The sequence below is a fragment of the Janthinobacterium aestuarii genome (assembly GCF_046113285.1).
Classification (GTDB): Bacteria; Pseudomonadota; Gammaproteobacteria; order Burkholderiales; family Burkholderiaceae_D; genus Janthinobacterium.
This window is the reverse complement of record NZ_CP142524.1, coordinates 3,784,222-3,805,224: the sequence shown is the minus strand read 5'-3', so window position 1 is coordinate 3,805,224 and position 21,003 is coordinate 3,784,222. Positions and strand designations below refer to the sequence as shown.

Below are 21,003 nucleotides of genomic sequence, written 5' to 3'. Positions count from 1 at the left end.
TGATCGGGCGCTGGAGGCGCTACAATAGGGATACTGTTCACTAGTTCCCATTGCTGCCATGACCACTTCCACACCGAATCTTGTCGTCACCCCATCCGCCCACCCCCTGTCCGACGCCGAGCGCGCCGCGCGCATGGTCAACCCGGCGTTTGGCCGCATCTTCACGGACCACATGGTGGTGATTCCTTACCGCGACGGCAAGTGGCAGCAGGGCGAACTGAAGGCTTACGGTCCTTTGACGCTGGACCCGTCCGCCTCGTCGCTGCACTACGGCCAGGCCATCTTTGAAGGTTACAAGGCGTTTGCCCAGCCCGATGGCAGCATCAAGACCTTCCGTCCGGAACAAAATGCCGAGCGCTTCAACCGCAGCGCCGCGCGCCTGGCCATGCCGGCCATTCCCGTCGAGCTGTTCCTGGAAGCGGGCGATGCGCTGATCGCGCAAGACCGTAACTGGGTGCCGAAGAACACGGGCGAGAGCCTGTACATGCGTCCGCTGATGATCGCCACCGACCCCTACCTGGGCGTGCGTCCATCGGAAGAATACCTGTTCGTGCTGTTCGCCTCGCCGGCCGGCGCCTACTTCCCGAAAGGCGTGAAACCCGTCACCGTGTGGATCAGCGAAGACTTCGTGCGCGCAGCGCCAGGCGGCACGGGTGAAGCCAAGTGCGCGGGCAATTACGCGGCCAGCCTTATGGCCCAGTCGCAAGCGCAAGAGAAGGGCTGCGACCAGGTCGTGTGGCTCGACGCCGTGCACCGCGAGTTCATCGAGGAAATGGGCGGCATGAATCTGTTCTTCGTCTACAAGGATGGCGAGAAAGTCACCGTCGTGACGCCGGAATTGACGGGTACCTTGTTGCCAGGCATCACCCGCCGCAGCCTGCTGGAAATGGCAAAAGACCTCGGCTATGCGACGGAAGAGCGTAAATTGTCCGTCCAGCAATGGCGCGACGACATCGCCTCGGGCCGCATGACCGAAGTGTTCGCCTGCGGCACGGCCGCCGTCATCACGCCCGTGGGCGTGGCCAAGGCCAATGGCTTTGAAATGACCATCAACAACAATGAAAACGGCGCCGTCACCCTGGCCCTGCGCGAAGCGCTGCTGGGCTTGCAGCATGGCACGGCACCGGATACGCACGGCTGGATGCATACCGTCTGCTAAGTTGATGGTGTAATTTCACTACTGCGCCGGCACCCAGTTGCCGGCGTTTTTATATCTTGAAGGAAATACGATGAAAATTCGCTCTATCCTGCCTGCCTTGGCCGCCGTTTTCCTCAGCCTGTCCGCCGGTGCCGCGTACTCAGCCGACGCCACGTGCGCCATTCCCCGCAACGTCAGTTATTACGACTACGACGTCAAGCCGTCGGACGAGAAAAACACCTGCTACAAGCAAAGCACGAACGTGCCCACCGATTACTTCATGCTGGCGCTGTCGTGGTCGCCAGGCTTCTGCGACAGCCAGCGCCGCCGCGGCGCAGTGTCGAAGAAGGCCGCTTTTCAGTGTGCCGAGAGCAATCACTTCGGCTGGATCGTGCATGGCTTGTGGGCGCAGTCGAATAACCCGGGCACGTGCGAAGACATTTCCGTGACGCCGCCGCGCAAGACGGAGCTGCATCCGCGTTATTGCAAGGGCAATTTGCCGAAGCTGGCGCCGTCGGACATCCTGCCGTACATGTGCATGCAGCCCGGCGAAGCCTTGCTGCAGGGTGAATGGGAAAAGCATGGCGCCTGCGATTTCGATACGGCCAAGCAGTATTTCGAGAAGGAACGCGAACTGTTCCAAGCCTTGAAGTTGCCGGATTCCACCATGCCGAAAAACGAGTTGTTCCAGTGGATGAAGCAGCACAACCCGCAGCTGAAAGGCCGCTGGCTCGGCTATGAAAAGCACTCGGGCGAGCTACGCATCTGTTATTCGAAAGATTTTAAAGTGATCGACTGCCAGAAGTGATGTAGGGTGAAATCGGCGGGCCTGCCCGGCAGAGTCCGTCCATCCATGCTAGTGTCTTGGCTGCGGTACCGTATGCCGCCCCGGACGGGCTAGACGAACAGGCAACATGATGAAGCAGAAAAACAAGGCGCAGCCTTTCCTCGTGGGCGAGGACGGCTTGCCGCCCGGCGCCCGTTTATGGGCCATGCTCGCGCTGGCCATCGGCGTGGGCATGGCCTCGCTCGACACGGCGATCGCCAACACGGCCTTGCCGGCCATCGCCAGCGAGCTGCACACGACACCGGCCGCCTCCGTCTGGATCGTGAATGTGTACCAGCTGGCCATGGTGGCGACCTTGCTGCCGTTTTCCGCCCTCGGCGAAATCGCCGGCTACCGGCGGGTGTTTATCTCCGGCATGTTCCTGTTTACTTTGGCGTCGCTCGCCTGCGCGCTGGCCTGGTCCTTGCCCTCGCTGGTGGTGGCGCGCCTGTTCCAGGGCGTCGGCGCCAGTGCCATGATGAGCGTCAACACGGCGCTGCTGCGCGCCCTGTACCCCAAGCATTTGCTGGGCCGCGCGTTCGGCAACAATGCGCTGGTGGTGGCCGTCGCGTTCGCCATCGGGCCCACGGCCGCCTCGCTGATCCTGGCGACGGCGTCGTGGCCATGGCTGTTCGCCATCAACGTGCCGCTGGGCGTGGCCGGCTTTTTCCTGGCCAGCCGCATGTTGCCGGCGACAAAACTGTCCGGCCACACGCTCGATGCGCGCACGGCGCTGTACAACGTGGGCGCCTTCGGCTTGCTCATCTTGCTGTTCGGCGATGCGGCCCATCACGCGGACCTGTCGACCTTGCTGCCGGAACTGGTGGCCGTGGTGGTCTTTTTTATGTTGCTGCTGCGCCGCCAGGCCGGGCATGCGGCACCGATGCTGCCGATCGACCTGTTCCGTCGTCCCCTGTTCTTGCTGTCGTCGCTGACGGCCATCTGCACGTTTGCCGCGCAGGGGCTGGCCTTCGTCTCGCTGCCATTCTATTTTGAAGTCACCCTGGGCCGCTCTCCCGTGGAAACGGGATTCTTGATGACGCCGTGGGCCGTGCTGGTGGCCGTGATGGCACCCGTGGCCGGACGGCTCAGCGACCGGTATTCGCCGGGCGTGCTGGGCGGCATCGGCCTGGCGGCGCTGGCGGGCGGCTTGCTGACCCTCGTGTGGATACCGGCGCATCCGAGTGCGTTCGACATCGGCTGGCGCATGGCCTTGTGCGGCATCGGTTTCGGCTTTTTCCAGGCGCCCAATCTGAAAGCCATCATGGGCAGCGCGCCGCCCGAGCGGGCAGGCGGCGCCAGCGGCGTGGTCGCCACGTCGCGTTTGATCGGCCAGGCCACGGGCGCGGCGCTGGTCGCCTACTGCTTTACGGTGTCGGCTGCCAAGGGCACGACGTATGCGCTGTGCCTGGCGGCAGGGTTCGCCGCCGTGGCCAGCATCGCCAGCTTTGCGCGCCTGGCGGTGGCGCAGCCGGCGTGGCTGGCTGGCAAGGACAATTAAGCGTCTAGACGTCGATGGCCTTGTCCGAATGCATGCGCTTGCGCAATTCGAACTTCTGGATCTTGCCCGTCGACGTGCGGGGCAGGGGGCCGAAATATATGGCTTTCGGCACCTTGAAGCCCGCCAGGTTGTTCTTGCAGAAGGCGATCAATTCCGCTTCCGTCACCGTCGCCCCTTCGCGCAGTTCGACGAAGGCGCACGGCGTTTCGCCCCATTTCTCGTCGGGCTGGGCGATGACGGCGGCGGCCAGCACTTGCGGGTGGTGGTACAGCGCATCTTCCACTTCCACGCTGGAAATGTTTTCGCCGCCCGAGATGATGATGTCCTTGCTGCGGTCCTTCAGCTTGATGTAGCCGTCCGGATACATGACACCGAGGTCGCCCGTGTGGAACCAGCCGCCCGCGAACGCTTCCTGCGTCGCCTTTTCATTCTTTAAATAACCCTTCATGCAGATGTTGCCACGGAACATGATCTCGCCGATCTGTTCGCCATCGGCCGCCACCGGTTCCATGGTTTCCGGGTCCAGCACGGCCACGGCGCTTTGCAAGTGGTAGCGCACGCCCTGGCGCGATTTGAGTACGGCGCGTTCTTCCTGCGACAGGGCTGCCCACTCGTCCTGCTCGGCGCAGATGGCGGCGGGGCCGTACACTTCCGTCAAGCCATACGAATGGATCAAGTCGAAGCCCATGGCTTCGATCTTCGCCACCATGGCCGCCGGCGGCGGCGCGCCGGCCACCATGCCGCGCACGGTCCAGTCGATTCCCTCGCGCCAGTTGGCGGGCGCGTTGGCCAGCGCCGCATGCACGATGGGCGCCGCGCAATAGTGTGTGATGCGCAATTCGCGCATCAGGTCGAACACAAGCTTCGGCTCGAACTTGCGCAGGCACACGTTGACGCCGGCGCGCGCGGCCACGGTCCACGGGAAGCACCAGCCATTGCAGTGGAACATCGGCAAGGTCCACAGGTAGACGGCATGCTTGGGCATGTCCCATTCCAGGATGTTCGACAGGGCATTCAAGGCCGCGCCGCGGTGGTGGTAGACCACGCCTTTCGGGTCGCCCGTGGTGCCGGATGTGTAGTTGAGGGCGATGGCGTCCCACTCGTCGGCAGGCGGCTGCCAGTCGTAATCGGGGTCGCCGCCGGCCAGCAAGGTTTCGTAGTCGAGGTCGGAAAACGCGTCCACTTCGGGGCCCAGTACGTCGTTGACCTGGATCACGCGCAGGCCGGGAATCTGCGCTGCCATCTGGCGCGCCAGTTCGGCAAATTCCGTATCGGCCAGCAAGACTTTCGCCTGGCCGTGGCGCAGCATGAAGGTCAAGGAGGCCAGGTCGAGGCGAATGTTCAGCGCATTGAGGACGGCGCCGGCCATGGGAACGCCAAAGCTCGCTTCCACCATGGCGGGCGTGTTCGGCAGCATCACGGCGACCGTATCGCCCGTGCCCACGCCCAGCTTGATCAAGCCGGAGGCCAGGCGGCGCGTGCGCGCATAGGTCTCGCGCCACGTCTGGCGCAGGCTGCCATGTGCAATTGCCAGGCGATTGCCATATACTGCGGCTGCCCTGGCGATATAGTCGAGCGGGGTGAGGGCGGCGTAGTTGGCGCTGTTTTTGCCGAGGCCGGTGTTGAAATCAGCAGTCATGCTTGTCTCCTGTTAAATAAAATTCTGTAGCTCCCTGTTTCGGGATTGATACCGGTTAGCATAGCACCGGCGCTGGAAAATCACTGTCATCTTAGTGACAGGTCTGAAGGATGGAATGGATAGCAACGATAGTGTAGACCTTGCAATGCCGGAACTCGACAGCCACGACTGGTTCGCGGCCCTCGATGCGCGGCATCAGACCCTGTTGCGCGCCGGCAGCGTGCTCCGGCATTTCGAGGCGGGCGCCTTCATCACGCGGCGCGGCGAACCGTCGGCGCACTGGATCGGCGTACACACGGGCTTGATCAAGCTGGCCGTCTACAATGCCGATGGGCGCGGCGCCACGTTTTCCGGCGTGCCGGCCGGCGGCTGGAGCGGCGAGGGCAGCGTGCTCAAGCGCGAACTGCGCCGCTACGACGTGGTGGCCGTGCGCGCATCGAGCATCATCCTCGTGCCCGTGGATCTGTTTCATCTGCTGCTGGCCGAGAGCCTCTCCTTCAATGCCTTCGTCATCCGCCAGCTGAACGAGCGCATGGGGCAATTCATCGCCACCATCCAGAACCAGCGCCTGCTGGCCGTCGACGCGCAGGTGGCGCAAGCGATCGCGCAACTGTTCCACCCCATGTTATACCCGCGCACCTCCAGCGTGCTTGAGCTGTCGCAGGAAGAAATCGGCTTGCTGACCGGCATTTCGCGCCAGCGCGTGAACCAGGCGCTGGGCCATCTGGCCGAACTCAAGCTGATCAGCATCGCCTATCAATCGATCCGCGTCGTCGACCTCGATGGCTTGCGCCGTTATGGCGTAGCGTCGCTGTGATGACAGACTGCTTGCGCGATGTATGGCATGCTGGCGGCTGGCTTATGACATTGAATTGACGCATGGCACTCGTTTCCGATCATCCTCTGCACTTGCTGGGCTTGCGCTTTCCGCTCCGGCTGCGCGTTACCGTGCGCCAGGGTTTTGTCACCTTGCATAATGAAATCGCCACCAAGAAACTGGCCAGCGGCGACAGCTTCGTCGTGCCTGCCTTCTTGCGCTTTGCCTGCGACGTGATGCCGGGGCGGGGCAAGCCGGCCGTGTTCACCTTGGCGCTGGAAGGCGATGAAGCCGATGGCGGCCACGGCGGCGGCAAGCGCTGGAGCCAGGCGCTGGCGCAGCACATCTTTGATACGCCGCAAGGCAAATGGACGGCGGCGCGCCTGGCGGCCCTGTGGCAAGTGACGCCGCACAAGGCGCGCGCGCGCCTGTTTGCCGAGGGCGAGGCATTGCTCAGCCTGGTACGCGAACAGCGTCTGGCGCACGCGCTGCACACGGCGGCGCAAGCGGACGCCGATGGGGAAGACGGCGAGCGCGACCTGGCGCAAGTGGCGGCCGGCTCCGGCTTTGCCTCGATCCCCGCATTTTGCGATGCCTGCGTGGACGTGGCGGGCGTGCGTCCCAGCCTGTTCCTGCGGGGACAGGCGCCCGGATAGCCAGACTCCGTTATAATCGGGGCCATGGGATCTTTATTGAAACGCAAACAGTGGCATATGTGGTTCGCCTGCCTGGCGCTACTGCTCAATGCGCTGTCGCCGTCCCTGTCGTATGCGTTTGCCTCGTTGCACGCGAACGCGAACAATGCCGCCGTCGAAATCTGTTCGGCCAGCGGCGCCGTCTATACGCAGGCGGACCTGGCGCCAGCCGCCAGATCCACCACCGATTCCGTGCTGCACCACATCGAACATTGCCCGTTCTGCATGAGCCATGCGGGCAGCGTGGGCTTGCCGCCGTCCTCATCCTCGCCGCTGGCCGTCATCACGGGCCACGATCACTATCCGCCATTGTTTTACCAGGCGCCCAAAGCGCCGTTCGCGTGGCTGGCCGCCAGTCCGCGCGGTCCGCCTTCGGCTGCCTGAACGCAGCAGTCATACCTTCCACGTCTTAACCGTCTCCACTACGCCCATCGGGCCAGAATGCCATGAAACGTCGTCTTTTCCTTCTCGCCGGCACGGCGGGATTGCTCACGCTTGCCGCTTGCGAACAAGCGCCGAAACCCCATTACAACGGCCTCGACCTGACGGGAGGCGATTACAAGCCCGACTTCAAGTTGAGCGGCCCCGACGGCAAGGTCTACACCCTGGCCGACTTCAAGGGCAAGTATGTGATGGTCTTCTTTGGCTTCACGCAATGCCCGGACGTGTGCCCGACAGCCCTGTCGCGCGCGCTGGAAATCCGCCAGAAACTGGGCGCCGATGCCGACAAGCTGCAAGTGCTCTTCATCAGCATCGACCCCGAGCGCGACACGCCCGAGCTGCTGGGCGAATACATGCGCGCCTTCGACCCCAGTTTCCTGGGCTTGCGCACGGACCCGAAGGACACGGCGCAGACGGCCTTCAACTACAAGGTCTTCTACCGCCGCGTGCCGAGCGGCAGTTCGTACACGATGGACCACACGGCCATCAGCTACGTGCTCGACACCGAGGGGCGCATGCGCCTGGGCCTGAAGCACCAGTTGACGGGCGATGAGTGCGTGCAGGACATCAAGACCCTGATGAAATCGAAATACACCTTGTAACTATCACGAAAGGAATAATCATGACCCATCTGAAAACCCTGCTGGCCACGGCCCTGACCGTGCTGTCCTTCTCCGCCGCTGCCCAGACGTCCGTGCAGATTAGCGACCCGTGGGTGCGCGCCACCGTGCCGCAGCAAAAAGCCACGGGTGCCTTCATGCAGATCACGGCGCCAAAAGCCATGCGGCTGCTGGAAGTGCGCTCGCCCGTGGCGGGCGTGGCGGAAATCCATGAAATGAGCATGACGGACAATATGATGCGCATGCGCCAGGTCAAGGAAATCGCCTTGCCAGCCGGTAAAGCCGTCGAACTGAAGCCGGGCGGCTACCACGTGATGCTGCTGGACCTGAAAGGGCAGGTGAAGGCGGGCGACAAGATCCCGCTGACCCTGGTCGTCGAAGGCGAGGACAAGCGCCGCGAAACCATCGAAGTCAATGCCGTGGCCCGTCCGCTGGGCGCCAGCTCGACGTCAACTGCGATGCCGGCGATGAAGCACTAAGCTACGGCAATGCCCTTGCAAAGCCCGGTTCGCCGGGCTTTTTTGCGTCCATTTGAAAATTAAACAGCTGTTTGATACAATGCCGGATAATATTAAACGGATGTTTAAATGATGGGAATGGCATGACAGAAGAAGTCGAAACGGCGCGCACGCGCATTCTGCAGGCGGCGGTCCAGCTGTTTGCCGACGAAGGCTACAAGCTCGCGTCCGTGCGCAGGATCTGCGAGGCGGCCCACGTCAACGTGGCGATGGTTAACTATTATTTTCATGGCAAGGAAGAGCTGTACCTGGCCGCCTTCGACCATGCGCGCGCGCTGGCGCGTGCCTCGGCCGCTGCCGCGCCGGAGGCAGGCCCAGCGGCGGCCGTGGTGCCCGTGGAACAGTTGCGCCTGGCGATAGAATCGATGGTCTTCGACATGCTGCGCCCGGGAGCGGCTTCGCTGTTCAGCCGCCTGGTGGCGCGTGAATTGATCGAACCCACGTCCGCCATCCACATGCTGGCAGACCGCGATGTGCGCGCGCACCACGCCCTGTTTACAGGCTTGATCCGTGGCGTGGTGGGCGAGGCCATGCCGGCGGACGTGGTGCAGAAATGCGTGTTCAGCGTGATTGGCCAGGCTGTGTTCTATGCCCGTTCGCGAATCGTGCATGAACTGGTGGCGCCGGAAATTACCTATGACGAGACTGGCACCGCCAGCATTGCGCAGCATGTCGCCGCGTTCTCGCTGGCGGCCCTCGACGGCTTGCGCCGCCAATATGCTGTGCAGGCGGGCGCATGAAAACCAGAAACCTGACCCTGGTGCTGGCCGGTCTGGCCATGCTGGGCCCGTTCGCCACCGATACCTTCCTGCCGTCGTTTCCCGCGATCGGCACGCATTTCGACGTCAGCAGCGTGCTGGTGCAGCAGACCCTGAGCGTCTACCTGGCCGCCTATGCCTTCATGACCTTGTTCTACGGCACCTTGTCCGACTCGTTCGGCCGCCGTCCCGTGATTCTCGCTTCGCTGCTGATCTTTGCCGTGGGCTCCATCGGCGCCGCCTTCGCCCCCAGCTTTGGCTGGCTGCTGTTCTTCCGCGGCATGCAGGGCACCTCGGCCGGCGCGGGCAGGGTGATCGGGCAAGCGATCGTGCGCGACAGTCTGTCGGGCGCGGCCGCGCAAAAGATGCTGGCCAACATCATGATGGTGTTCGGCATCGCCCCCGCCATCGCCCCCATCATCGGCGGCTGGCTGCACGTGGCCTACGGCTGGCAATCGACGTTCGTGTTCACCTTTTCCGTCACCGTGCTGCTGGCGCTCGCCTGCCTGAAAGGCTTGCCGGAAAGTTTAGCTGTCGAGCAACGTCAGCCTTTCCATCCAGGCAACATCGCGCGCAATTACTGGCTGGCCTTGCGCCACCGGGCATTCCTCTTGCGTTCGCTGGCCGTGGCCTTCGCCTTTGGCGGCTTTGCCCTGTACATCGCCTCGGCCCCGCATTTTATTTTGGAGTTGCTGCATCTGCCGGAAACGGCGTTCGGCTGGATGTTCATCCCCATGGTGGCGGGACTGGTGCTGGGCTCGGCGCTGTCGGGCAAGCTGGCCCACGTGGTGAAAAGCACCGTGCTGGTGCGCTGGGGCTTGCTGGCCATGGCGGCCACGGGTGCGATCAATATTGCTTACAACCATTGGTTTGCGGCCAGCATCCCATTCGCCGTCGTGCCCGTGATGCTGTACGCGTTCGGCATGTCGCTGGCCTTGCCGGGCATGACCATGTCGACGCTCGACATTTTCCCGCAGATGCGGGGCCTGGCCGCCTCCCTGCAAAACTTCGTGCAAATGCTGGTGTTTGCGCTGGTGTCCGGTTTTGTCGCACCGTTGCTGTTCGACAGCGCATTCAAACTGGCGCTGGGACAGGCTTCGGCCGTCGTGCTGGCCGCCGCATTCTGGTGGCTGGGCAGCCGGCAAGGGGCGGGGCAGGGCGTGGTAGGGGTTGTCAAAACAATATGACGAGCCCTGGAAAAGGATGGCATGCATTCTGCTTTGTTACACTGTGACAATCAGACCCTCGCTGCGGGCAGCACAGCACGCGCGCGGGTCTAAGCAGTTTTGCAACTTTACCTTTGGCTATCATGCACTTGATTAACTCCAGTTTGAACCACGCCTTGCGCGTGCCGCTGGCTGCGGAAATCCACTCGCGGCCGTTCTTGCAGCTCGACGCCCCCGAGCTGATCACCCATCTGGCCGTCTACAAGGATGACAGCGCGGCGCCCGGTGCGTCGAATATGGCGGCCCAGCACGCTACCCTGGCGGCCCTGTGTACGCATTTCGGCGTCACGCCGCCCGCTGCCGAAGCCAAGTATTTTTATTACGACTTCGGCCGCTTCCGCCTGAAATGGGAATGCCACACGGAATTTGCCACGTTTACCTTCGCCGAACATCCGGGTACCGCCTTGCCCCTGGAGCAGGCGTTCGAGCGCATGCCCCTGGAACAGTTGCCGCAACAATGGCTGGTGGGCTTGAAGGGCAAGCTGATGGTGGCCGCCCACGTGGTGCTCGAGCAGGCGACGGAGCCGGCCGAGATCTTCATGCAAGGTTTGTCGCGCGTGTTCGAGGGCAATACCCTGGCCGGCAGCAAGGTGCTGCAGGGCGGCGAATTGTGGACGGATTTCACCATCCAGTCCGACGGCTTCAGCCGTTTCGTCATCCGCGATGCGGGCATGCGCTCGCAGCAGTCGGGCCGATTGGTGCAGCGCGTGCTGGAAATCGAAACCTACCGCATGATGGCCTTGTTGGGCTTGCCCTACGCCATGCAGGCGGCGCCATCGTTGAATGCCATCGAGAACGAACTGGCGACCCTGGCCGCCGCCATGGTCGATACGGACGACGCCCCAGGAGCCGGCGATGAGGGCGTCTCCGAGCAAGCCTTGCTCGACCGCATCACGCGCCTGGCGGCCCGCATAGAAAAGCTGTCGCTCGACAATAGCTACCGTTTTTCCGCCTCGAAAGCCTACATGGGTCTCGTCAAGGCGCGCATCGACGAGCTGCGCGAAGTACGCATCGAGGGCATCCCCACGGTCGAGGAATTCATGGACCGCCGTTTGACGCCCGCCATGAATACGTGCGAAGCGATGTCCAGCCGCCAGGAAGCGATGGCGCAGCGCATTGCCAACACCAACGACTTGCTGCGCACGCGCGTGGGCATCGTGCAGGAATTGCAGAACCGGCAAATCCTGCAATCGATGAACGCCCGCGCGGCCCAGCAGCTGCGCTTGCAGCAAGCGGTGGAAGGCTTGTCCGTGGCGGCCATTTCCTACTACGTGATCGGCCTGTTCAGCTATACGGGCAAGGCGGCCAAGGTGCTGGGGCTGCCCGTGAATCCGGAAATCCTCGTCGGCGCCCTGGTGCCGTTCGTGGCGGCCGCCGTCTGGCTGGGCTTGCGGCGCATGCATCACAAGCTGCACGCGGATTGACCAGGGCAGGCACTCAGGCGGTGCGTACGCCGCGCGCCGCCAATCTTTGCTATCGTGCTGGCCTCATTGTTTGCTACAAGGAAATCAGCGTGCTTGCCAAGGTTGGAGATATCTACAGTGTGTTTTCGCACAGGCTGCAGCAGTATGTGGCTTGCCAGGTCACGGCCATCGACGATGCCGCGTCCGGCAGCGCCCCGCTGGCCGCCATTTTGCAGCTGGACTGGATGGGCGACACCTTGCCCGATGCGCACGCCGTGCAGGCGATGCGTCCCCTGGTGTGCGATTACTATTTCTGGAACAAGCGCCACGACCACAGCTTTGCCAGCGCGACGGTGCCGCGCCACTACAGCCTGGTGGCCAATGTGGCGCCGCTGGTCGAGACGGCAGTGAAAAGCTACAGCGGCGGCTGGCACTTGGGCGACAGCGTTTGGCGCCAGCGCCGCTGGGAGCAGGTCGACCCTGCCCGGCGCCAGCGCTTCAAGGCGGCATCGAGCGAGGAAGTGATGGTCGGCGGCCAGGCCGTGCGCCAGAAGACGAGCCGCATCGGCGACGATATCCTGCAGGCGCTCGGCGACCTGTCCGAACTGGACCAGCTGCCTTGCCTGACGACCATCGAGACGCGCCACGGCAGCGCGGCGCTGGCCGCCTACATCAACGGCAACCCCATCATCAACGAAGTGCACTGGCAATCCTCGACGGAGAGCGAACTCGACTTGCGCAACAGCAATGTCAGCCGTCTCGTCGTGCATGGCGCAGGCTTGCGCTCGCTGCGCCTGAACGAGGGTTTGAGCACCCTGATACTGAATGGCGCGCCGTCGTCCGCGCTGCGCATCGACGACCCGCATGCAGGGCGCTTCCTGCGCCTGCAGTGTTCCGGCGCCCTGACGCCATTCCACGGCCTCGACCAGCTGGCGCGCCTGTCGCTGAGCGCCATGCCGGCCGTGGATTTCGACATGGTGGCGCAGCGTTTCCCCTTGCTGACGGACCTGACGGTATGGGGCAAGCCGGGGCTGGCGTCAAACGTGGCCAGCATCGCCAGACTGGACCGTTTGCGCTCCTTCACCGCGTATGAACTGTTCGGCTACGGTGCCGACGACTTCCCCGTGCCGGCGCAGTTGCCGGCCTTGTCCAGCCTGTGCCTGACCAGCCTGCCGGCCGACGCCGCCAAGGCCATCAAGGCCAGTTATAAAAAGGCGGCGGTGCTGGGTCTGGACCTGTCGGTGACGCGGCCGCGCAAGCCGGAATGGCTGGCGGAAAACCTGGACAATCCGTTCCGCGACTGGGATGGCCGCGCGCACATTGCGGCGGCGTATGCCAAAAAAGCCGCGCAGGCGTATAAAAAGCTGCTGGCCACGGCGCGCACGCTCGACGGCGCGAACGATGCCGGGACGGCGCAAGCCGTGGCGCAGGAGATGGTCACCGCCTATGTCGGCGTGTTCAACCAGATCGAGCGGCGTTCCAGCGTCATCGAAACGGTGGAGCGCGATGAAATCTATGTGGCGCTGGAGCAGGTGCTGGCGCAAGTGCCGCTGCCCGATGTGGCGGCCTTGCTTGACTTGTTCGACCGCTTGCGCGAATTTTAGTCTTTGCATGACCTAGAAAAAAAGTTCTAGACATGGTGTTCTAGAATCGGTATTCTAGCGTCATGTTAAAAAATACCTCCACTCCCCATCCCACGGCCGCCGAACTGGATCTGCTGCGCATCCTGTGGCGGCGCGGTCCGTCCGACGCGCGCGCCGTGTACGACGCCCTGGCCGAAGAGCGTGCCGACGCCAGTTACGCCACCGTGCTGCGCCAGTTGCAGCTGATGCATGGCAAGGGCTTGCTGAGCCGCGACGAAAGCCAGCGACCGCAGCTGTATGCGGCCGTCGATGCGCAGGAAAAGCTGCAGACGAGTCTGCTCAAGGACTTGATCGGCAAGGTGTTTTCCGGCTCCGGCAAGGCGCTCGTGCTGACGGCGCTGCGCGAGCACGTGAGCGACGCGGAACGCCTGGAAATTGAAAAAATTCTGCGCAGCAAGGATGGCAAACAGCCATGAATGTGGACATGCGCCTCGGCATCGAGTTGGGCAAGCTGGTCCCTGCGCTGGGCTGGGTCTTGCTGTATTTCGTCTGGCAGGGCTTGATCGTGGGCGCCGTGTCCGCCGTCCTGCTCTGCTTGCTGCGCCAGGCCAGCGCGCGCTGGCGCTATGCCGTCTGCGCGCTGGCGCTGCTGCTGTGCGTGTGTATTCCTTTTGTGCACCTGCTGTCCCTGCTGTCGGGCGCATCGCCGGCCCGGCTGACGGTGGACGCTCCGCCCGCCTGGCGCGCCGCGCTGCAAGCATGGATGCCGGCCCTGGTGCTGGCCTGGAGCGCCGGTGTCGCCCTGATGAGCTTGCGCCTGTGCCTGGGCCTGGCCTGGGTCGGCAAGCTGCGCCGCCAGGCGGTCGCTGCCCCGGCCGTCTGGCAGGCGCGCCTCGATGCGCTGGCCTTGCGCATGGACTTGCACGGCAGTCGGAAAGTGCCGCTGAAGCTGCATGGGGGATTGTCCAGCCCCGTCACGGTGGGTTTCTGGCGCCCCGTCATCCTGCTACCGGCCGCCTTGCTGAGCGGCATGCCCGTCGCCTTGCTCGAAGCGCTGTTGGCGCATGAACTGGCGCACGTGCGGCGCTGGGATTACCTGGTCAACCTGCTGCAAAGCGTGGCCGAGGCGCTGCTGTTTTTTCACCCCGTCGTCTGGTGGCTGTCGGCGCGTATGCGGGCCGAGCGGGAGCAGGTGGCCGATGCGCTGGCTGCGCAGGCGCTGCAAGACCCGCAGCAGCTGGCCACGGCGCTGCATGCCTTGTCCTTGCACGCTGCCGCGCCGCAACATGCCGGCTTGCTGATGTCGGCCCGGGGCGGGGCGCTGCTGACGCGCATCGAACGGCTGATGGCGCCGGGCGCCGACACGGCCGGCTGGAAACTGGCCGTGCCCGCCTTGCTGCTGGCCTGCGCCACCTTGCTGCTGCAGGTGCAGGGCAAGCCTGCCGTCAACGGAACGATGCTGGCCGATGCCGCCGCCGCGATGCTGGACTTGCCCGTCAGCGCGAAACACATGCTGGTATTTGACGACAGCACGGGCCAGGTGCTGATGGCGAAAGATGCGGACGCCGTCGTGCCCATCGCCTCGATCACCAAGCTGATGACGGCCATGGTGGTGCTCGACGCGGCCCTCGACCCGGACGAACAGCTGCGCATCGTGCGCGCCGATGGCGATGCATCCTTGCAGCGCCGCAGCCTGCTGGCCGATGGCGTGGCCGTGTCGCGCGGCGCGCTGTTGCAACTGGCGTTGCTGCCATCCGAAAACCGCGCCGCCGCCGCGCTGGCGCGCACTTATCCCGGCGGCAACGCGGCTTTTCAGCAAGCCTTGCAAGCGAAGATCCGCCAGCTGGGCTTGCGCCGCACCACCCTGACGGACCCTGTCGGCAGTTCGCCCGCGAATACGTCGACGGCCAGCGAGGTGGCAAAGATCGTCGCGGCGGCCGCGCGCTATCCGGACATTGCGCGCATCACCAGCCATCCGCAAGCGAGCGTGGCCGTCAATGGCAAGGTCCGCACCCTGCGCAACACCAATCCGTTGGTCGGCGGCAAGGGCTGGGACATTGTATTGTCCAAGACGGGCAGCAGCCACGAGGCGGGCAGCTGCCTGACCATGCGCATGCGCAGCGGCGGCAAGCACGTCACCGTGGTGCTGCTCGATGCCGACGGCGCGCAGCGGCGCTCGCTCGACGCCGGCCACATCCGCGACACCCTGGCCGGGAGCCCAGGCCGCATGCATTGATACCCCCCCCCCCCGGGCGCGCCAGTGCGGGCGCCCTTCTTTTTACACTCTGGAGATGACAATGACACTATTGGCGAAGTTGATGCTGGCTACGGTTGCGACCATGGCGGCAGGCACGGTGCAGGCAAAGACGCCGGCCCCGGTGCAGGATAAACCTGTTAATTGCGACAATTGCAAGGAATGGAATGCGCCCGTCAAGCCGTTCAATATCTATGGCAATAGCTGGTATGTGGGCACGGCGGGCCTGTCCGCCGTGCTGGTGACAAGCCCGCAGGGCCATATCCTGCTCGACGGCGCGCTGCCGCAATCGGCGCCCCTGATCATCGCGAACATCCAGGCGCTGGGCTTTCGCATCGAGGATGTGAAAGTCATCCTCAATTCGCACGCCCATTGGGACCATGCGGGCGGCATCGCCGCGCTGCAACGGGCGAGCGGCGCCACCGTGATGGCCAGCGCCTCGGGCGCCCTGGGCCTGCAAAGCGGCACGAATGGCAAGGATGACCCGCAATACCAGGCCAATCCCGTCGTGCATGTGGCCAAGGTAAGCAAGGTTAGCCTCGTGGGCGAGGGCGATACCGTCAAGGTTGGACCGTTGAGCTTGACGGCCCACATGACACCGGGCCACACGCCTGGCGGCACGACGTGGACCTGGACCTCATGCGAAGATGCGCGCTGCCTGAACGTGGTGTACGCGGACAGCCTGAACCCGTATGCGAGCGGCGATTTCCGCTATACGGGCAAGGGCGCGGGCAAGGGCAGGACGCCGGACGTATCGGCCGCGTTCGAAGCGAGCATCGCCAAGGTGGCGGCCTTGCCATGCGACATCATCATCCCCGTGCATCCGGGCACGACGGACGTGCTGGGCAAGGCGGCCAGGCGCAGCGGCACGGACAATCCCCTGATCGACGCCAACGCCTGCCGCGCCTATGCGGCCGAAGCGGGCGGCTTGCTGGCCAAGCGCCTGGCGAAGGAACGGGACGTCGCCTTGCCTCTTGACGCGAAGGGCGCGGCGCACGCGCACTAAGCCGTTTTTACTGTGCCGCCTGCCGCTGTTTTTGCAGGCGTTTCAGGAATACCGTCATTTCCTTGACGGCTTGCAGGTCGCCTTGCTGCTGGGCGACTGTGACGCCCGTGGTCCAGGCAGCCTGCGCTTCATCCAGCCTGTCCAGCTGGAGCAGGGCCTTGCCCAGCAGTTTCCAGGCGGCGGAATAGCTTGTTTGCTGTTGCGTCGCCTGCGCCAGGTGGATGACGGCTTGCTCGGCGTCATTGTCTTTCAGGCAGGCGTCGCCCAGGCCAAAGCGCAGCAGGGCGCTGTCGCGGCCCTGCGCCAGCAGTTTTTCCAGTTGTTCACGCAGCATTTTCGCCTCACCTCAATATGCAAGTTAATTCTTGCATATTAGCGCTTGCGCGCTTGAGAAACAAGCCTGTCTTCAATCCGCCACATCCACCACCAGCTTGCCGCGCGCGCTGCCGTCCATCTGCGCCACATGCGCCTCGTGTGCCGTGCGCAAGCTAAAGCGGCGTGGATCGAGCCGCACCCGCAGCTTGCCCGCCTCTATTAATTTGTTGGCTTCGCGCAGGATCGCGCCATGGCGCGCGTGATGCTCGCCGCTCAACAGGGGCAGCAGGGTGAACACGCCCGAGTAAGTCGCCGCGCGCGCCGTCAGCGGGCTCAGGGCGAACGTGCCCCAGCCCAGGCAGCTGACGACGTGGCCGCCATACATGCGTGCCGCCTTGAAACTGGCGTCCAGGGTGGTGCCGCCCACCGTGTCGTAGACGATGTCGAAGCCGGCGCCGCCCGTATGCTCGGCCACGTAGTCATCGACCGTACTGGTGCGGTAATCGATGAAGCGCGCGCCCAGCGCCTCGATGGTGGCGCGGCTGGCGGCGCTGCCCGTGGCAGACACCTTCGCGCCCAGGGCGACGGCGAGCTGCACGGCCATGTGGCCCACGCCGCCCGCGCCTCCATGCACGAGCACGGTGTCGCCCGCCTTCACGTGGGCGCGGTCGACCAGCCCTTCCCAGGCCGTGATGAAGACGAGGGGCAGGGCCGCCGCCTCGCGCATGCTCAATCCTTGCGGCACAGGCGCCAGCAGGGCGGAATCGAAGACGGCGTACTCGGCCAGCGAGCCCTGGATGCCGGCGATGCCGCCCGCCATGCCATACACTGTTGCGCCAACGTGAAAAGTCGTCACGCCTTCGCCCACGGCCGCCACCGTGCCGGCCACGTCGATGCCAAGGATGGCGGGCAGGCTGGGCCGGGCGTGCGGGGCAGCGCCGGCGGCGATCTTCGTGTCCAGCGGATTGACGCCGCTGGCGGCGATGCGCACGAGGACTTGCCCGGGGCCGGGCTGCGGCACGGGCAGCTGCTCGATGCTCATGCGGGCGGAAAAGGTGTTGAGGACGAGGGCTTGCATGATGTTCTCCTGTGGTTGATGCCCCAGTCTAGGCGGGAAGGGAATAAAGAAAAACCGGGCGCGGCCCGATGCACTATTTCAGTATCGTGGATAATCATAGTCAAACAGGAGGGAAATACATGGACAGGCTGGAAGCGATGCGCGTGTTTTGCGCCGTGGTCGAGGCGGGCGGTTTCAGCAAGGCGGCGCAGCGCCTGGGCATTTCCACCTCGTCCGTGACGAATCAGGTGGCGGCGCTGGAAAAGCATTTCGGCGTGCGCCTGTTACAGCGCACGACGCGCAGCATGTCGCTCACGGCCGAAGGCCAGCAGTGCCATGCGCAGGCGCGCCAGGTGCTGGCCGGCATGGCGGCGCTGGAATCCAGTCTGGAACAGGCGGCCGGGAAACCTTCGGGTAGCCTGCGCGTGGATATGCCCAGCAGCATCAGCCGCAACCTGGTGGCGCCCGCCTTGCCACGCTTTACCGCCGCCTATCCCGACATTTCTCTGCGCCTGACGGTCAGCGACCGCCTGGTCGACATGGTGGAAGAGGGCATCGACGTGATGCTGCGCATCGGCGAACCGCAGGATTCGTCGCTGGTGGCGCGCAGCCTGCTGACCATGGATTATCTGTGCTGCGCTTCCCCCGCCTTCATCGCCCGGCATGGCGTGCCGCGCACGCCGCAGGAACTGGATCAGTTTGCCTGCCTGCATTTCCTGTATCCGAAAGCGCGCCAGGTGCGGCCCTGGCTGTTCCAGGATGGGGAAGCAGGCGAGCCGTACGCCCACACGCCCGCTGCCGCCTTGTCTTTCGACCATATCGAATCGATGATCGCCGCTGCCCAGGCCGGTTGCGGCATCGTCCAGGCGCTATCCGTTTCCGTCTTGCAGCCTTTGCGCGAGGGGACCCTGGTGCCCGTGCTGCAGCCGTTCCGCACGCGGGGACCGGATTTGTGGGCGCTGTTCCACCCGCGTCAGCTGCGCGCCGCCAAGGTGCAGGTGTTCGTGGAGTTTTTGGCGCAGATTGTTCACGAAGGCTTTAATGAGAATTGATTATCAATTATAATGCAAGCCTATTGCATTGATTTGCGCCTTCGTCAGGAATTCCATGCCCGTGTTTTTACGCCGCCCCGTGGCGCTGTTACTTGCCGCTGCCAGCCCCTGGTCACTGGCAATCGATGATGTGCAGGCCGGCGATGTCGTCACCGTCAAGGCCGAGCGCCAGCATTACCGCAGTCTGTCGGCCACGGGCGCCACCAAGACGGACGCTTTATTGATGGACTTGCCGCAAAGCGTGCGCGTGCTGACCAGCGACCTGCTGCGCGACGCCGGCGTGACGACCTTGGCCGGTGCGCTGGACCTGGCCAGCGGTATTTCAAAACAAAGTCCGCTGGGCGGCCTGTGGGACAGCTATGCCATGCGCGGTTTCACGGGCGACCCGAATTTCGGTTCCGACTACATGGTCAACGGCTTCAGTTCCAGCCGCGGCTACAACGGCATGCGCGACGGCGGCAATACGCAGAATGTGGAAGTGCTCAAAGGCCCCGCGTCGGCCCTGTACGGCCGGGGCGAGCCGGGCGGCACGGTGAACATCACGACGAAAAAGCCGAAGTTCGCGCCGGAATACAGCGCCGATGTTGCGCTGGGCAGCTTCCGCACGCGCCGCGCCGCCGTCGACTTGACGGGACCGTTGAGCGACACCATCGCCTACCGCTTGAACGCCGCGCACGAGGAAGGGCACAGCTTCCGCGATACGGTGAAAGTCGAGCGCAGCCTGTTTTCTCCCTCGTTTATCTGGCTGGCGGGCGAGCACACGACCGTATCGTATGAAATCGAAGCGGTGCGCCAGCGCGCGCCGTTCGACCGGGGCGTGGTGGCCGTGAACGGCAAGCTGGGCGCCGTGCCCGTGTCGCGTTTCCTGGGCGAGCCGGGCGACGGCCCCATGACGGTCAAGTCGCTGGGCCAGCAGCTGTTCATCCACCACGCGCTGTCCGACGACTGGACTGTGCAGGCGGGCGCTTCCTGGCGCGACAGCGAATTGCGCGGTTATTCGACCGAGGCGAACAAGCTGCTGGCCGATGGCCGCACCCTGAACCGGCAGCGCCGCCACCGCGATTTCTCGGCCACCGACGTCTCCGCCCGCGTCGAGTTGCTGGGCAAGTTCAAAACGGGCGCGCTGGCGCACGAGGTGCTGGCCGGCGTGGACGCCTACCATTTCGACGACCACCGGGTGCAGCTGCGGCGCAACCCCAGCGCCGCGAATGCCTATGCCATCGACATTTTCAATCCCGTGTATGGCGGCAAGGCCGCGCCGCTGGCCCTGTCCATCGACACGCAGGAAGGGCAACGGGCGCGCGGCCTGTACGCGCAGGACCAGATCGACCTGGGCGCCCAATGGAAGGCGCTCGTTGGCGTGCGCCGCGACAGCTACACGCAGGATGTGGCGAACCATCGCCTGAACGTGAGCAACCGCCAGTCGCTGTCGGCCACCAGCCCGCGCGCGGGCCTCGTCTACCAGCCGTCGACAATGTGGTCGCTGTACGCGAGCGCGGCGAAGGGCTTCCGGCCCAACAGCGGCATCAGCCTCGATAACCAGGCTTTCCCGGCCGAGCGCAGCCGCTCGTATGAACTGGGCGCGAAGCTGGAAACGGGCAAGCTGACGGGGACGGTGGCCGTGTATGACATCCGCAAGAGCAATGTGCTGACGACCAATCCCGCCAACACGGATTTCGCCATCGCGGCGGGCGAGGTGGGCAGCCGGGGCCTGGAGCTCGATGTGTCGGGCGAACTGGCGCGCGGCTTGCGCGTCTCGGGCGCGTATGCGTACACCAACGCCACCGTCACGCGCGGCGACAATACGATCGTGACGGGCAGCCGCTTCGCCAACGTGCCGCGCCACAGCGCCAACCTGCTGGCCACGCAGCAGTTCGCGCTGGGCACGGGCACGGCCAGCGTGGGCGGCGGTTTTCAGTATGTGGGCGAGCGCCTGGGCGACGTGGCCGTCAGCAGCCAATTTACCCTGCCGGCCTATACGACGGCCAGATTGCTGGCGTCGTATGCGCCCAACGCCAGACTGCGATTGGCTTTGAGCGTGGAAAACCTGTTCAACCGCAGCTACTATGCGAGTTCCTACAGCCAACTGTGGGTGGCGCCGGGGGCGGAGCGCACGGTGAACTTGAATGCCCATTACCGGTTTTAACTGTGGGG

The 21,003-nt window shown here is 64.3% G+C and carries 20 protein-coding genes; 17 read left to right on the top strand and 3 right to left on the bottom strand.

Going from position 1 to position 21,003, the window contains the following annotated elements:
• The first annotated feature begins 58 nt into the window (after positions 1-58).
• The 3 genes from OX462_RS16955 to OX462_RS16945 all read left to right on the top strand — a co-directional run bounded on the left by OX462_RS16955 (position 59) and on the right by OX462_RS16945 (position 3,465).
• Positions 59-1,159 (top strand): branched-chain amino acid aminotransferase, encoded by a 1,101-nt coding sequence (locus tag OX462_RS16955; RefSeq protein WP_121669144.1) that lies wholly within the window; start codon positions 59-61, stop codon positions 1,157-1,159.
• 70 nt (positions 1,160-1,229) lie between these two features.
• Entirely contained in the window at positions 1,230-1,946 is a 717-nt protein-coding gene (locus tag OX462_RS16950) for a ribonuclease T2 family protein (RefSeq protein ID WP_409026610.1), read from the top strand.
• A 106-nt stretch (positions 1,947-2,052) separates the two neighbouring features.
• Positions 2,053-3,465, top strand: a complete 1,413-nt coding sequence (locus tag OX462_RS16945; RefSeq protein WP_070310913.1) for an MFS transporter — start codon at positions 2,053-2,055, stop codon at positions 3,463-3,465.
• Between the two features lie 4 nt (positions 3,466-3,469).
• Here the strand turns inward: OX462_RS16945 and OX462_RS16940 are convergent, their stop codons facing one another.
• Positions 3,470-5,104, bottom strand: coding sequence for an acyl-CoA synthetase (locus OX462_RS16940; RefSeq protein WP_409026609.1), 1,635 nt, complete (start codon positions 5,102-5,104; stop codon positions 3,470-3,472).
• A gap of 115 nt (positions 5,105-5,219) precedes the next feature.
• Here OX462_RS16940 and OX462_RS16935 point away from each other — a divergent pair, with 115 nt between their 5' ends.
• The 12 genes from OX462_RS16935 to bla all read left to right on the top strand — a co-directional run bounded on the left by OX462_RS16935 (position 5,220) and on the right by bla (position 16,425).
• Positions 5,220-5,921, top strand: coding sequence for a Crp/Fnr family transcriptional regulator (locus OX462_RS16935; protein ID WP_409026608.1), 702 nt, complete (start codon positions 5,220-5,222; stop codon positions 5,919-5,921).
• A 62-nt stretch (positions 5,922-5,983) separates the two neighbouring features.
• Complete coding sequence (locus tag OX462_RS16930; protein ID WP_240453597.1) at positions 5,984-6,577, top strand: helix-turn-helix transcriptional regulator; 594 nt, start codon at positions 5,984-5,986, stop codon at positions 6,575-6,577.
• Positions 6,578-6,613: 36 nt separating this feature from the next.
• Complete coding sequence (locus tag OX462_RS16925; RefSeq protein ID WP_162995621.1) at positions 6,614-7,000, top strand: DUF2946 family protein; 387 nt, start codon at positions 6,614-6,616, stop codon at positions 6,998-7,000.
• Between the two features lie 62 nt (positions 7,001-7,062).
• Positions 7,063-7,659: an SCO family protein gene (locus tag OX462_RS16920; protein WP_121669149.1), complete on the top strand. Its 597-nt coding sequence runs from the start codon at positions 7,063-7,065 to the stop codon at positions 7,657-7,659.
• 20 nt (positions 7,660-7,679) lie between these two features.
• The gene (locus tag OX462_RS16915) at positions 7,680-8,156 is read left to right on the top strand and encodes a copper chaperone PCu(A)C (protein WP_205602345.1); all 477 of its coding nucleotides are present in this window, start codon (positions 7,680-7,682) and stop codon (positions 8,154-8,156) included.
• Positions 8,157-8,278: 122 nt separating this feature from the next.
• On the top strand, positions 8,279-8,935 hold the full coding sequence (locus OX462_RS16910) for a TetR/AcrR family transcriptional regulator (protein WP_070291701.1): 657 nt from the start codon (positions 8,279-8,281) through the stop codon (positions 8,933-8,935).
• A complete protein-coding gene (locus OX462_RS16905) occupies positions 8,932-10,140 on the top strand; it encodes a multidrug effflux MFS transporter (protein WP_409026607.1) in 1,209 nt (402 codons plus the stop codon). Before OX462_RS16910 ends, OX462_RS16905 begins: the two co-directional genes overlap by 4 nt.
• Positions 10,141-10,262: 122 nt before the next feature.
• Positions 10,263-11,603 carry a DUF3422 family protein gene (locus OX462_RS16900; RefSeq protein WP_409026606.1) on the top strand — a complete coding sequence of 447 codons (1,341 nt, stop codon included), beginning with the start codon at positions 10,263-10,265 and terminating at the stop codon, positions 11,601-11,603.
• 89 nt (positions 11,604-11,692) lie between these two features.
• A complete protein-coding gene (locus OX462_RS16895; RefSeq protein WP_409026605.1) occupies positions 11,693-13,186 on the top strand; it encodes a hypothetical protein in 1,494 nt (497 codons plus the stop codon).
• A 62-nt stretch (positions 13,187-13,248) separates the two neighbouring features.
• Positions 13,249-13,641, top strand: a complete 393-nt coding sequence (locus tag OX462_RS16890) for a BlaI/MecI/CopY family transcriptional regulator (RefSeq protein ID WP_070310901.1) — start codon at positions 13,249-13,251, stop codon at positions 13,639-13,641.
• Positions 13,638-15,401 carry a M56 family metallopeptidase gene (locus tag OX462_RS16885; RefSeq protein WP_409026604.1) on the top strand — a complete coding sequence of 588 codons (1,764 nt, stop codon included), beginning with the start codon at positions 13,638-13,640 and terminating at the stop codon, positions 15,399-15,401. Before OX462_RS16890 ends, OX462_RS16885 begins: the two co-directional genes overlap by 4 nt.
• An 82-nt stretch (positions 15,402-15,483) precedes the next feature.
• Positions 15,484-16,425 carry a subclass B3 metallo-beta-lactamase gene (bla, locus tag OX462_RS16880; protein WP_409026603.1) on the top strand — a complete coding sequence of 314 codons (942 nt, stop codon included), beginning with the start codon at positions 15,484-15,486 and terminating at the stop codon, positions 16,423-16,425.
• A gap of 7 nt (positions 16,426-16,432) precedes the next feature.
• Here the strand turns inward: bla and OX462_RS16875 are convergent, their stop codons facing one another.
• Both OX462_RS16875 and OX462_RS16870 read right to left on the bottom strand, forming a co-directional pair.
• Positions 16,433-16,759, bottom strand: coding sequence for a hypothetical protein (locus OX462_RS16875; RefSeq protein ID WP_409026602.1), 327 nt, complete (start codon positions 16,757-16,759; stop codon positions 16,433-16,435).
• Positions 16,760-16,831: 72 nt separating this feature from the next.
• A complete protein-coding gene (locus OX462_RS16870) occupies positions 16,832-17,818 on the bottom strand; it encodes a zinc-dependent alcohol dehydrogenase family protein (RefSeq protein ID WP_070222045.1) in 987 nt (328 codons plus the stop codon).
• A 119-nt stretch (positions 17,819-17,937) separates the two neighbouring features.
• Between OX462_RS16870 and OX462_RS16865 the strand changes: the two genes are divergently transcribed.
• Together OX462_RS16865 and OX462_RS16860 are read left to right on the top strand one after the other, a co-directional pair.
• The gene (locus OX462_RS16865; protein WP_409026601.1) at positions 17,938-18,849 is read left to right on the top strand and encodes a LysR family transcriptional regulator; all 912 of its coding nucleotides are present in this window, start codon (positions 17,938-17,940) and stop codon (positions 18,847-18,849) included.
• Between the two features lie 55 nt (positions 18,850-18,904).
• Positions 18,905-20,995 (top strand): TonB-dependent siderophore receptor, encoded by a 2,091-nt coding sequence (locus OX462_RS16860; protein WP_409026600.1) that lies wholly within the window; start codon positions 18,905-18,907, stop codon positions 20,993-20,995.
• Positions 20,996-21,003 lie beyond the last annotated feature (8 nt).

Coding starts and splice junctions, on each gene's coding strand:
- OX462_RS16885 (WP_409026604.1), top strand. CDS start 13,638: ATGAATGTGGACATGCGCCTCGGCATCGAGTTGGGCAAGCTGGTCCCT.
- OX462_RS16950 (WP_409026610.1), top strand. CDS start 1,230: ATGAAAATTCGCTCTATCCTGCCTGCCTTGGCCGCCGTTTTCCTCAGC.
- OX462_RS16940 (WP_409026609.1), bottom strand. CDS start 5,104: ATGACTGCTGATTTCAACACCGGCCTCGGCAAAAACAGCGCCAACTAC.
- OX462_RS16945 (WP_070310913.1), top strand. CDS start 2,053: ATGATGAAGCAGAAAAACAAGGCGCAGCCTTTCCTCGTGGGCGAGGAC.
- OX462_RS16890 (WP_070310901.1), top strand. CDS start 13,249: ATGTTAAAAAATACCTCCACTCCCCATCCCACGGCCGCCGAACTGGAT.
- OX462_RS16860 (WP_409026600.1), top strand. CDS start 18,905: ATGCCCGTGTTTTTACGCCGCCCCGTGGCGCTGTTACTTGCCGCTGCC.
- OX462_RS16915 (WP_205602345.1), top strand. CDS start 7,680: ATGACCCATCTGAAAACCCTGCTGGCCACGGCCCTGACCGTGCTGTCC.
- OX462_RS16875 (WP_409026602.1), bottom strand. CDS start 16,759: ATGCTGCGTGAACAACTGGAAAAACTGCTGGCGCAGGGCCGCGACAGC.
- bla (WP_409026603.1), top strand. CDS start 15,484: ATGCTGGCTACGGTTGCGACCATGGCGGCAGGCACGGTGCAGGCAAAG.
- OX462_RS16870 (WP_070222045.1), bottom strand. CDS start 17,818: ATGCAAGCCCTCGTCCTCAACACCTTTTCCGCCCGCATGAGCATCGAG.
- OX462_RS16955 (WP_121669144.1), top strand. CDS start 59: ATGACCACTTCCACACCGAATCTTGTCGTCACCCCATCCGCCCACCCC.
- OX462_RS16920 (WP_121669149.1), top strand. CDS start 7,063: ATGAAACGTCGTCTTTTCCTTCTCGCCGGCACGGCGGGATTGCTCACG.
- OX462_RS16930 (WP_240453597.1), top strand. CDS start 5,984: ATGGCACTCGTTTCCGATCATCCTCTGCACTTGCTGGGCTTGCGCTTT.
- OX462_RS16900 (WP_409026606.1), top strand. CDS start 10,263: ATGCACTTGATTAACTCCAGTTTGAACCACGCCTTGCGCGTGCCGCTG.
- OX462_RS16865 (WP_409026601.1), top strand. CDS start 17,938: ATGGACAGGCTGGAAGCGATGCGCGTGTTTTGCGCCGTGGTCGAGGCG.
- OX462_RS16905 (WP_409026607.1), top strand. CDS start 8,932: ATGAAAACCAGAAACCTGACCCTGGTGCTGGCCGGTCTGGCCATGCTG.
- OX462_RS16910 (WP_070291701.1), top strand. CDS start 8,279: ATGACAGAAGAAGTCGAAACGGCGCGCACGCGCATTCTGCAGGCGGCG.
- OX462_RS16935 (WP_409026608.1), top strand. CDS start 5,220: ATGGATAGCAACGATAGTGTAGACCTTGCAATGCCGGAACTCGACAGC.